Origin of the sequence: Modestobacter sp. Leaf380 (assembly GCF_001424485.1) — a bacterium.
In the GTDB taxonomy this organism is placed as follows: domain Bacteria; phylum Actinomycetota; class Actinomycetes; order Mycobacteriales; family Geodermatophilaceae; genus Klenkia.
The window spans coordinates 629,063-640,569 of record NZ_LMQC01000012.1 but is presented as its reverse complement, the minus strand read 5'-3'; the positions used below and the strand labels follow the sequence as shown (position 1 = coordinate 640,569).

Annotated in this window: 10 protein-coding genes; 1 reads left to right on the top strand and 9 read right to left on the bottom strand. The window is 73.7% G+C overall.

From position 1 onward, the window contains the following. Positions 1-57: 57 nt before the first annotated feature. Together ASG41_RS11175 and leuA are read right to left on the bottom strand one after the other, a co-directional pair. The gene (locus ASG41_RS11175) at positions 58-1,089 is read right to left on the bottom strand and encodes a hypothetical protein (RefSeq protein WP_056293983.1); all 1,032 of its coding nucleotides are present in this window, start codon (positions 1,087-1,089) and stop codon (positions 58-60) included. 267 nt (positions 1,090-1,356) lie between these two features. Beyond that, on the bottom strand, positions 1,357-3,087 hold the full coding sequence (leuA, locus tag ASG41_RS11170) for a 2-isopropylmalate synthase (protein WP_056293980.1): 1,731 nt from the start codon (positions 3,085-3,087) through the stop codon (positions 1,357-1,359). Positions 3,088-3,267: 180 nt separating this feature from the next. Here leuA and ASG41_RS11165 point away from each other — a divergent pair, with 180 nt between their 5' ends. Then, positions 3,268-4,314, top strand: coding sequence for a calcium/sodium antiporter (locus tag ASG41_RS11165; protein ID WP_056293976.1), 1,047 nt, complete (start codon positions 3,268-3,270; stop codon positions 4,312-4,314). Here ASG41_RS11165 and ASG41_RS11160 read toward each other — a convergent pair. The 7 genes from ASG41_RS11160 to ASG41_RS11130 all read right to left on the bottom strand — a co-directional run bounded on the left by ASG41_RS11160 (position 4,252) and on the right by ASG41_RS11130 (position 11,505). Continuing rightward, complete coding sequence (locus ASG41_RS11160; RefSeq protein ID WP_082556792.1) at positions 4,252-4,620, bottom strand: monovalent cation/H(+) antiporter subunit G; 369 nt, start codon at positions 4,618-4,620, stop codon at positions 4,252-4,254. The genes ASG41_RS11165 and ASG41_RS11160 overlap by 63 nt on opposite strands. Beyond that, the gene (locus ASG41_RS11155) at positions 4,617-4,886 is read right to left on the bottom strand and encodes a monovalent cation/H+ antiporter complex subunit F (protein ID WP_235564728.1); all 270 of its coding nucleotides are present in this window, start codon (positions 4,884-4,886) and stop codon (positions 4,617-4,619) included. Before ASG41_RS11155 ends, ASG41_RS11160 begins: the two co-directional genes overlap by 4 nt. Beyond that, positions 4,883-5,215 carry a Na+/H+ antiporter subunit E gene (locus ASG41_RS11150; RefSeq protein ID WP_082556791.1) on the bottom strand — a complete coding sequence of 111 codons (333 nt, stop codon included), beginning with the start codon at positions 5,213-5,215 and terminating at the stop codon, positions 4,883-4,885. Before ASG41_RS11150 ends, ASG41_RS11155 begins: the two co-directional genes overlap by 4 nt. Continuing rightward, positions 5,212-6,705, bottom strand: coding sequence for a proton-conducting transporter membrane subunit (locus ASG41_RS11145; RefSeq protein WP_056293971.1), 1,494 nt, complete (start codon positions 6,703-6,705; stop codon positions 5,212-5,214). The genes ASG41_RS11150 and ASG41_RS11145 overlap by 4 nt, the downstream gene beginning before the upstream one ends. Beyond that, positions 6,702-7,016 (bottom strand): sodium:proton antiporter, encoded by a 315-nt coding sequence (locus ASG41_RS11140; RefSeq protein ID WP_056293968.1) that lies wholly within the window; start codon positions 7,014-7,016, stop codon positions 6,702-6,704. Before ASG41_RS11140 ends, ASG41_RS11145 begins: the two co-directional genes overlap by 4 nt. Continuing rightward, positions 7,013-9,739: a hydrogen gas-evolving membrane-bound hydrogenase subunit E gene (mbhE, locus tag ASG41_RS11135; RefSeq protein WP_056293965.1), complete on the bottom strand. Its 2,727-nt coding sequence runs from the start codon at positions 9,737-9,739 to the stop codon at positions 7,013-7,015. Before mbhE ends, ASG41_RS11140 begins: the two co-directional genes overlap by 4 nt. A 161-nt stretch (positions 9,740-9,900) precedes the next feature. After that, entirely contained in the window at positions 9,901-11,505 is a 1,605-nt protein-coding gene (locus ASG41_RS11130) for a phospholipase D-like domain-containing protein (protein WP_056293962.1), read from the bottom strand. Positions 11,506-11,507 lie beyond the last annotated feature (2 nt).

Genomic DNA, 11,507 nt, shown 5'->3' with positions numbered 1-11,507 from the left:
TGGCTCAGCCGCCTCCGCTGGGTGGCTCAGCCGCCCAGCTGGTGGCTCAGCCGCTGTCTACGGTGGCTCATCCCCCCGGTAGGCGGCCCATCTCTGCGTCCCGGGCCGGACACGGCCGACCGTGCGCGGGTGGGTCTCGAAGGGCAGGAGGACCGGGACCGGGGCTGCCACCATGGTCGCGATCCGATGCGCCGTCTGCGCCCAGTCCCGGTGCACGTCGGAGGACGCCAGCCGGATGACGCGGATCCCCAGGGCACGCACCGCGTCCTCGGCTCGCTTCTCCTCCCACAGGACGGTGGAGGGGGCCCGACCGCGGTAGGGATCGGTCATCTTGACGCGGCCGTCGCACTCGATGGCGATGGCCTGCTCGGGCAGGTAGCCGTCCACCACCTTCAGGAGCGAGCCGGCCACCCGGATCTCCACCTGCAGCTGCGGTGCGGGGAGCCGTGCGCCCGTGTGGCGCACGCGCCACGCGGTCTCCAGCCACGACTCGGCGCGACCGTCGGAGAGGGCGACGGCCCGACGGGCAGCAGGCAGGCCCTTGATGGTGGGCTCGCGGACGAGCACCGCTTCGAGACCGTCCGCAGTCACCAGTCCCCGGAGCAACGCGTCGTCCAGTGCGGCGACCGCGTCGAGGACCGGCCAGCGTCGGGCGCAGTCCACCAGCGTGCGGGCGACCGTGGTGACCGGGAACGGACCCAGCGCGGTGACCTCGGCAGGAGGCAGTTCGGCCCGGTGGATGCGGTAGCCCCGTCCGTCCCGCCAGCGGTGCGGGTCGGTCAGCTGGAGGACCGGTGCACCCTCGTCGGGGACGAGGAGTCCGTGCAGCAACGCCGCCGTCCGACCGCTGGCGACCGTCTCGGGGCGGTGTAGTCGCCGGAGGAGGGCCAGCAGCTCCAGGTGCAGCCGGCGGCCCGCGGTGCTGGCTTCCAGCTCGGCTGTCGAGCAGTACTGCCCGCGGCGCAAGGCGGTCCAGTGCCTGCCCGCCAGCCGAGCCCGGATCTCCTCGTCCGTCCACCCGTCGGCGAGGGCGCGGCTGCGGCTGATCAGGAGGTCCGTCCACGATGCCAGCGGCAGGGTTGCGGTCACCCCGGGAGCATCACCGCGCCGAGCGGACACCGGAGCACGAACACTGCGGCTGTGGACGGACAGGCCTGATGTGGACGTCGACCTGCCCCACCGCCGAGCATGTGCAACCCACCGCGCTCATCACCCACCGGACTCCTCAACCACCCGGCTCAGCCGCCCAGCCGGGTGATGAGCCACCGTCGATGGGTGGTCGACCCCCAGCTGGACGGCTGAGCCACCCAGCAGGGACGGCGGCGGACGGGGTGCGCCGGACCGAGCGGTCCTACCTCAGCGCAGGGCGCGGTTGACGGCGCTGACCACCGCGCGGAGGGAGGCGCTGACGATGTTGGGGTCGATGCCCACGCCCCAGAGCACCCGCTCCCCGACGGCGCACTCGACGTAGGCGGCTGCACGGGCGTCGCCGCCGGAGGACAGCGCGTGCTCGGCGTAGTCCAGCACCCGGACGTCGACGTCGATGCCGTGCAGGGCGTCGACGAAGGCGGCGATGGGGCCGTTGCCGCGGCCGGTCAGGGTGACCGGGACGCCGTCGTCGACGAGCTCGACGGTCATCTCGTCGGGGCCGCCACCACCGGCGACGTGCCGGTGCCCGGCGAGGGACAGCCGACCCCAGGGCGCGTGCGCGTCGGGCAGGTACTCGGAGGAGAACGCCGCCCACATCTGCTCGGCGGTGACCTCGCCGCCCTCGTCCTCGGTGTGCCGCTGGACGACGGCGGAGAACTCGATCTGCAGCCGGCGGGGCAGGTCCAGCTGGTTCTCGGTCTTCATGATGTAGGCGACGCCGCCCTTGCCGGACTGGCTGTTCACCCGGATCACGGCCTCGTAGCTGCGGCCGACGTCCTTGGGGTCGATCGGCAGGTACGGCACGGCCCACGGGATGTCGTCGACGCCGACCCCGGCGGCCGCGGCGTCGGCCCGCATGACCGCGAAGCCCTTGTTGATGGCGTCCTGGTGGGAGCCGGAGAACGCGGTGTAGACCAGGTCGCCGCCGTAGGGGTGCCGCTCGTGCACGCCGATCTGGTTGCAGTACTCGACGGTGCGGCGGATCTCGTCGATGTCGGAGAAGTCGATCTGCGGGTCGATGCCCTGGCTGAACAGGTTCAGGCCCAGGGTCACCAGGTCGACGTTGCCGGTGCGCTCGCCGTTGCCGAACAGGCAGCCCTCGATGCGGTCGGCGCCGGCCCGGTAGCCCAGCTCGGCGGCGGCGACGGCGGTGCCGCGGTCGTTGTGCGGGTGCAGGGAGAGCACGACGGAGTCCCGGCGGCCCAGGTGGCGGTGCATCCACTCGATCTGGTCGGCGTAGACGGTCGGCTCGGCCATCTCGACGGTCGCCGGCAGGTTGAGGATCGTCGGGTTGTCCGGGGTGGGCTCCCAGACGTCGGTGACGGCGTCGCAGATCTCGACGGCGAACTCCAGCTCGGTCCCGGTGAAGGACTCGGGGGAGTACTCGTAGCGGATCTCGGTCTCGGGCATGCCCTCGGCCAGCTTGCGGACCAGTCGGGCGCCGTGGACGGCGATGTCGACGATGCCGGCCTTGTCGCTGTTGAACACGACCCGGCGCTGCAGCGTGGAGGTCGAGTTGTAGAGGTGCACGATCGCCTGCTTGGCGCCGACCAGGGACTCGAAGGTCCGCTCGATCAGCTCGTCGCGGGCCTGGGTCAGCACCTGGATGGTGACGTCGTCGGGGATCAGCCCCTCGTCGATCAGCTGCCGGACGAAGTCGAAGTCGGTCTGGCTGGCGGCCGGGAACCCGACCTCGATCTCCTTGTAACCCATCCCGACCAGCAGCTCGAACATGCGCCGCTTGCGGTCGGGGGTCATCGGGTCGATCAGCGCCTGGTTGCCGTCGCGCAGGTCGACGGCGCACCAGCGGGGCGCGGCGGTGGTGGTCGCGGCCGGCCAGGTGCGGTCGGGCAGCTCGACGCCGGTGAACGGCGCGTACTTGCCGATCGGCATCGGCGAGGGCTGCTGGGTGTTGCGGGTGTGCGGGTGGGTGCTCATGGGTCTGCTCTCCGGGTGTGCCGTGGTGTGTGGTCCGGCAGCGCGGTGGAGACACGCGCGATCACCGCGGCGAGGGAGCCGACCTAGGAGAGGGCCTCGCCGCGGCACGTAAGGAGGAGGCTGCCGCGCACGTCGGACACGGTAGCAGCGTCGGCGCCGCGGGATGTGAGGATCACCGGTGTGACGGTCTTCCTGCTGGTCGCGGGCCTGGTCCTGCTGGTGGCGGGCGGTGAGCTGCTGGTCCGTGGGGCGAGTGGGCTGGGTCGGGCGCTGGGGGTCTCCCCGCTGGTCGTCGGCGCGACCCTGGTGGCGACGGCCACGTCGGCCCCGGAGCTCGCGGTGTCCGTCGACGCGACGCTGTCGGGGTCGCCCGGCCTGGCGGTCGGCAACGCGGTGGGCAGCAACACCGTCAACATCCTGCTGGTGCTGGCGGTCGCCGCCCTGATCCGCCCGCAGTCCGGGGCGCGGACGCTGCTGCGCTTCGACCTGCCGGTCGCCCTGGGCCTGGCGGTCCTGCTGCTCGTGCTGGGTCTGGACGACGAGCTGGGCCGCCTGGACGGCGCCCTGCTGGTGGTCGGACTGGTCGGCTACCTGGCGCTGTCGGTGGTCCGGGGACGGCGGGCGGACAGTGGGGCGGCGACGACGGAGGAGGCTCCCCGTCGGCCGCTGCGGGACGGCGTCTCGGTGCTGGTCGGCGTCGGGCTGCTGGTGCTCGGTGCCCGCTGGCTGGTCGACAGCGCCAGCGAGATCGCCGCCTCGCTCGGCCTCAGCGACCTGGTGATCGGGTTGACCGTCGTGGCGATCGGCACGGCGATGCCCGAGATCACCACTGCGGTGGTGGCCGCGCTCAAGGGCGACACCCAGCTGGCGGTCGGCAACGTCGTGGGCAGCAACGTGGCCAACCTCGGCCTCGTGCTGGGCGTCCCGGCGTTGCTGGTGCCCGGGGGGATCGCGGTCGACCCGGCGGCCGTGCGCTTCGACGTCCCGGTGATGATCGCGGCGACTCTCGCGCTGGCCGTGGTGCTCTACACCGGGTCGCGCGTCAGCCGGTCCGAGGGGGCGGTGCTGCTGGCCTGGTTCGTGGCCTACACCGCCTACCTGGTGCTGGACTCCGCCGACCACGACGCGGTCGGCCCGTTCAGCCTCGTGCTGCTCTGGTTCTGCCTACCGGTCACCGTCGTCGGTGCTGCCGGGTTCGCCGTCCGGGAGGCCCGCACGGTCGGCTGAGACCCGGGTGCCCGGGGCGAAGGGGGCACCGGACAGCCGCGCCGCCTGGCCGATCTCGAAACCGGCGATGGGCACGGTGAACAGCTGCAGCGCGATCGACAGCAGCAGTACGACCACTGCGGCTGGACCGGGGTCCAGCACGACCACGCCGAGCAGCACCATGACCAGGCCCAGCCCGCCGGCCTTCGCGACGGCGTTGGTGCGGTTGTAGAGGTCGGGCAAGCGGACGAGGCCGATGCCGGCGACCAGCATCAGCAGCACGCCGGTCAGCAGCAGGACGTCACCGAGCACGGTCTGCACGCTCATCGGGACCGTCCGACCACGAGCCGGGCCAGCGCCACGGTGGCCAGGAAGCCGACCAGCGTGCCGATCAGCACCAGGTCCAGCAGTGCCGGGGTCTGCAGCCGGACGGCGAGCAGGGCCACCGCGCACAGGGTGACCAGGAACCCGAAGTCCACGGCGAGCACCCGGTCGGCGTCGGTCGGCCCGACGACGGCCCGAACCGCGGCCACCAGCAGGCACAGCGCCAGCAGCACCAGCGCGCCGTCGAGCACCAGGTCCTGGGCGATCACGCGTCGCCTCCCGTCCCGCGCCAGGCGGTGAGCATCCGGTCCTCCAGGTCGCGCAGCGAGGCGAGCTCGTCCGCGGGGTCGGTGGCGTGCATCGCGTGCACGGTGAGGACGCCGTCCCGCCGGTCGACGACCAGCGAGCCGGGGGTGAGTCCGACCAGGGCGACGAACGAGGCCACCTCGGCGTCGGTGCGGCAGCGCAGCCGGTGGTCCACGACCACCGGCTCCAGGGTCAGGCGGGGCCGGAGCACCTGCCCGGCGACCCGGACGTTCGCGGTCAGGAACCGACCCAGGTACACGGCGACGAAGGACGCCACGTGCCACAGCCTCATCGTCCGGTCACCGCCGAGACCCAGGCCGTGGGGTCGGCCAGCTGCTCACCGGCGACGGTCGCCGCGGCCAGCAGCGGCTCGGCCCAGATGCCGAGCACGAGCGCTGCACCGGCCAGCAGCAGCGGCGGGCCGACCAGCGTCCAGCTCGCCGTCCGGGTGGCGACGGCGACCGACCCACCCGTCTCGCGCTCGGGAGCACCGTCGGGCGAGCCCCAGAAGACGCCGTTCCACAGTTTCAGCATCGACACCAGCGTCACCAGGCTCACCGCGACGACGGCCAGCAGCACCCACCAGGGTCCGTCGGCGGCCGCGGCCGAGGCGAGCTGGAGCTTGGCCACGAAGCCCGACGTCGGGGGGATGCCGACCAGCGCCAGGGCGGAGCCGGCGAAGGCGACGGCCAGCCAGCGCTCGCGGTGCACCAGGCCGCCGCCGAGCTGGTCGAGCACGTCTGTGCCGTACCGCACCTCGACGGCGCCACCGACCATGAACAGCGCGGCCTTGACCAGTACGTACTGGACCAGGAAGAACGTGGCCGCAGCGAGTCCGGCGGCGGTCGACAGCCCGAGCCCGACCAGCACGTAGCCGATCTGGCTGACCATGTGCGAGGTGAGCACCGGGCGCACCGCGCTGGAGCCGACCGCGGACAGCACGCCCACGACCATGGTCAGCACGGCGACGGCCGGCAGCACCCACAGGAAGCGCGGGTCACCGTCGAAGAGCACCGAGTAGAGCCGGAAGAGGGCGTAGAGCCCGACCTTGGTGAGCAGCCCGGAGAACAGCACGGTGACGGCGGGCCCGGCGACGGAGTACGAGCCGGGCAGCCAGCTGTGCAGCGGGACGACGGCGGACTTGACCGCCATCGCCAGCAGCACCACGCTCGCGGCCAGCGCTGCGGGCACGCTGCCGGCCGCGACCCCGGCCAGCTCGCCCAGCTGCACGGTGCCGGTGACGCCGTAGAGCAGCCCGATGCCGCCCAGGAAGAGGGTGGAGGCCAGCAGGTTGATGCTCACGTAGAGCCGGGCGCCGGCGACCCGCTGGCGCCGACCGGCGAGCCCGAGCAGCACGTAACTGGGGATCAGGACGACCTCGACGAAGACGAAGAGGTTGAACAGGTCGGCGGTGGACAGCGCGCCGGAGACCCCGGCGCTCATCACCAGCACCAGCGGGGTGAAGGTGTGTTCGCGGTCCTCCCCGGTCCCGATGGCGTAGACCAGCCCGAGCAGGGTGACCGCCGCGGTGAGCAGCAGCACCAGCGCGCCGAACGCGTCCAGTGCCAGCACGACGGCGATGCCGGCGGGCCAGCCGCCGACCTGTACGACCGGCACCTCGCCGGTGAGGGTGCGGACCAGCAGGACGGCCGCGGCGACGACGACCAGCGCGGTGCTCCCGATGCCCACCACCCGGCCCAGCGCGGCCGAGCGGGGGAGCAGCAGCAGGACAGCGGCCGCGACCAGCGGCAGGGCGACCGGGGCGACGAGCAGCGCGCTCACGAGGGACCCCGGGCGTCGTCGTCGCCGAGGTCTCCGGACCCGGCTCGCAGCAGGCCGAGCAGGTAGACGGTGACGGCGAAGGCGATGACCACCGCGGTGAGCACGAAGGCCTGGGGGAGCGGGTCGGCGGGCTCGCCGGCCCCGTTGCCGGGCAGCGCGAAGCCGCCCCGGTCCCCGCCGGCGGCCAGGACGAGCACGACCATCGCGTGACCGAGCAGCACGAACCCCAGGACGACCCGCAGCAGGCCGCGCTGCAGCAGCAGGAAGACCCCACCGGCGACGAGCACGCCGACGACGACCGCGGGGCTCACGCGGCGCTCCGCTCAGCGGACACGGGGGCCTCCACGGTCTCGGTCTCGGCTCGGGGGTGGGACCCCAGCGACTGCACGACGGCGACCACCAGGGCCAGCACCATCAGCCAGACGCCGACGTCGAAGAGCAGGGCGGAACTGATCCCCACCGGGGTGTCGAAGGGGGTGAGCAGGGCGTCCCCGGCCAGCAGCGGGACCAGTCCGGTGCCCACAGCCAGCACCGCACCGGCGCCGACCAGCACCCGCGGTCGCAGCCACCGGCTGCTCGGGACGACGCCGGTCGCCAGGTGCCGCAGGGCGACGGCGATGCCGGCCACCAGGGCGGCGATGAAGCCACCGCCGGGCTCGTCGTGCCCGCGCCACAGCAACCAAGCCGACAGGGCCAGCATCCCGGGGGCGAGCACCCGGGTGCCGACCCGCAGCAGGACGTCGTCGGTGTCCCCGCGGGCGGTGCGGGTGGTGGCGGTGGTGCCCAGCAGCAGCAGGCCCAGGGCTGCCACCCCGACCACGACGGACTCCAGCAGGGTGTCCAGCCCGCGGAAGTCGACCAGCACGGTGTTCACCACGTTGGTGCCGCCGGTCAGCTCCTGCGCCCGGTCCAGGTAGAACGCACCGGCGTCCGACAGCCCCCGCCGCCCGGTCAGGGCCGCGGTGGCGCCGGCCGCGACCAGCCCGACGGCGAGGGCCAGCACGGCGGTGGGCAGCCAGCGCGGGCCGGGGTCGGGCAGCCGAACCGGGCGCCCGCGCAGCACCAGCACCAGCACGACGGCGGTGAGCACCTCGACCAGCAGCAGCGTGATCGCCACGTCGAGGGCACCGGAGAGCAGCAGCCACAGCGCCACGAGGAGCCCGGCCACCCCGACCAGGGCCACCAGCGCGAGAGTCCGCCGGGCGAGGGCCATCCCCACCACCGAGACCGCCAGCAGCCCGGCCACCAGCCAGCGTCCGGGGTCGCCGGCGTCCCCGGCCGGGGCGAGCGGCCCGAGGAGGACGGTTCCGGCGGCTCCCAGCGCGACGACGGCCAGCAGCGGGCGGGCCAGGTGCGCGGCCAGCGAGCCGGCCCGGTCGAGGGCGCCCACCCGGCCGCCCACGGCGAGCAGTCCGGCGTGGGCGCGGTCGAACAGGCCCCGGCCGTCAGGCAGCCGGAGGCGTTGCAGGGCGTCGTCCACCCGGTCGCGCTGCCAGAATAGCAGCAGCCCCAGGACCACCGTGACCACCGACATCGCGAGCTCGGGGCTCAGCCCGTGCCAGGCGTAGACCGAGGGCGGGGTGGAGCCGGGCAGCGCGTCGGTGGTGGCCGAGTCGATCACCGGGTCCAGCAGCGACACCGTGGGGCCCAGCAGCACCCCGGCCGCAGCGGCCACGACGGCCGGGGCCAGGAAGGAGGGCCGCGGGTCGTAGAGGTCGGGCTGAGCGACCGGGCCGCCGAACGCACCGTGGACGATGCGCGCCCCGTAGGCGAACGTCAGCGCGGAGGCGGTGACCGCCAGGGCGCCCGCGACCGGCCCGGCCCAGGGCGTGACGTCGGCGGAGAGCAGCCCCATGAAGAGGTACTCCTTGCTGACGAACCCGAGCATCGGGGGCACCCCGGCCATCGACAGCGCGGCGATCCCGGTGGCGGCCGCCGTCCACGGCATGACCCGGCGCAGCCCGGAGAGCTCACGGATGTCCCGGCTGCCGGTCTCGTGGTCGACGATCCCGACCAGCATGAAGAGGGTGGCCTTGAACAGGGCGTGCGCCACCGTGTGCAGCAGCGCCGCGGCCAGCGCGGTCGACGTCCCCACGCCGATGACGGCGACCAGCAGGCCGAGCTGGCTGACCGTGGAGCGGGCCAGCATGCCCTTGAGGTCGTGCTCGCGCAGTGCCTGGACCGCACCCAGCAGGGCCGTCGTCAGCCCGACCGAGATCAGCGCGGCCGACCAGGCGGTCTGGTCGGCGAAGAGCGGGCTGACCCGGATCAGCAGGTAGATGCCGGCCTTCACCATGGTCGCGGCGTGCAGGTAGGCGCTCACCGGCGTCATCGCGACCATCGCGCCGGGCAGCCAGGACTGGAAGGGGAACTGGGCGCTCTTGGTGAAGGCGGCCAGTGCGACGCACGCCGCGATCGGGACGGCGTAGGGGCTGTCCAGCACCACCTCGGGGGCGGCGAGCACCGCGGACAAGCGGGTGGTGCCGGTGGCCAGGGTCAGGAGGACGACGGCGACCAGCAGTGCCAGCCCGCCCGCCACGGTGACCACCAGCGCCTGCCTGCCGGGCCGCGCCGCCGCAGCGCCCGCGGTCGACACCAGCGCGAACGAGCAGAGGGTGGTGACCTCCCAGAACACGTAGAGCAGCACCAGGTCGTCGGCCAGCACCAGACCGACCATCGCGGCGGCGAAGAGGGCCAGCAGCGGGTAGACCGGGCCGCGGGCGACGGCCTCGCTGACGTAGCGGGTGCAGTAGGCCATCACCAGCGCACCGACGACGAGGGCGACCAGGCTGAAGACCAGGGAGACGCCGTCCAGGCGCAGCGCGAGCGAGACCCCCAGCGAGGGGATCCACCCGGCCTCCCAGTCGACCGTGCGATCTGCCAGGACGGTGGGCGCGGAGGAGACCAGCAGCGCGGCGACCGCGAGGAAGCCGGCGGCGAGCGCGTACCCGGCGTTGCGGCCCAGGACACGGACCAGCAGCGGTGCCAGCAGGGCGAGCCCGAGGAGGACGCCGAGCGCGACGACCAGGCTCACCGGCGGCGGCCGGGGACGCGGTGACGTCGGCGCACACCAGCTCCTGTCGCAGTGGACCACCACCCGCGGACCGGGACGGCCCTACTGACCCAGTGTGGCGGAAGTTGACCTCTCACGCACCTCGAACGAGCCTCTGGCCTGCGGTTTCGTCGCGCAACCGATCAGAAGGAGTGGCTCCGGCGCAGCCGGATCGGCCGGCCGTCGGGGTCGTGCACCAGCCGGTACAGCGGCGTGGCCCACAGACGTTCCACCCGGGTCAGCTCGGGACGGCGGTGCGGTCGGATCCGGCCGGGCGGGCGCGGCCCCACCCGCCCACCGGCGTACCAGGCCTCCAGCGCGTCGGCCGACGCCACGCAGGCGGCCACGAACTCGTCGGGGTCGACCAGTCCCTCGTCGTCCTCGCGGTCCAGGTGCTCCCGGGCCAGTTCCAGGCGCAGGTCCCGGGCGAAGGTGCGGGCGCCGTCGCCCAGGCCGGCCGGGTCGCGGGGCTCGCGGGGGTCCTGGGTGGGGTCCAGCACGGCGTTGGACAGCTCGCTGTCGTGGGTCCAGGAGCGGCGGTTCATGTTGTCGCTGCCGACCTCGGCCCAGACGTCGTCCACGACGCAGACCTTGGCGTGCACGTAGACCGGCGTGCCCTCGTGGTTCTCCAGGTCGAACACGTGCACCCGGCCCGGGGCCGCCTCCTGCAGCAGCTGCATCGCCTGGCCCTGGCCGTGCTGCTGGGGCCGCTCGGAGAAGGCGCCCTGCTGGTCGGGCACCCGGGGCACGACGACGACCAGCTGCAACGTCTCGTGCTCGCGCAGCGAGGAGGCCAGGTGGTCGGCGATGTCGGTGGACCACAGGTACTGGTCCTCCAGGTAGACCAGCCGTCGCGCCCGGGTCAGCGCCTTGGTGTAGCCGCGGGCGATCGACCGCTCGCCCTCCGGGGCGAACGGGAAGGGCGGCCAGACCTTCGGGTAGGTGCGCAGCGTCTGCACCACGTGCGGCCCGCACTCCGGGGGCGCCGGCGGCTGCTCGGGGAGCGGGGTGGGGTCCATCTGGTTGCGGCCCAGCCACTGCAGGGTCTTGTCGTGCAGCCAGGCCACCGGGTTCTCCGAGGCCGGGCTGGTCGGGTCGTCCCAGCGCTCCCGGAAGCAGTCGTCCAGCACGCCGACGACGGGCCCGCGCAGCTGCAGCTGGACGTCGTGCCAGGGCGGGGTGTCGCCGTAGGCGTCGGACATGTCCTGGGGCTGGGGGTCGCCGAGGTGCTCGGCGTCGTCCCGGCGGGTGTTGCCCAGGTCGATGCCACCGGCGAAGGCGACGTCGCGCGAGGGGTCCCCGGGGTGCCGGCAGAGCACCAGCTTCTGGTGGTGGCTGCCCATCCGGCGCACCCGCTGGTCCCGGACGACGACCGCACCGTCCTCCTCCAGCTCGCGGTCCAGGCTGGCGTTCTGCTCCTTGGAGAAGCTCAGCCCGTCCCAGTGCGAGCGCCAGACCAACCCGCGGACGCAGACCCCGCGCCGGGCCGCCCGGGAGAACAGCTGGTCCACGGTCGGGCCGTCCGGTCGCAGCTTCTGCCCCGGGTCGCCGCGCCAGTCGGTGAAGAACAGGTGGTCACCGGGGCCCAGGTCCTCGACGGCGTCGACCAGCCGGTCGAAGTAGGCGGCGCCGTGCACCAGCGGTTCGGCCAGGTTCCCGGCCGTCCAGGCCGGGATGGCGGTCGCCGGGTTGTCACGCTCGGCGGTGGTCAGCAGCCAGTGGTCGACGTCCTCGTGGTCTCGGGGCACCC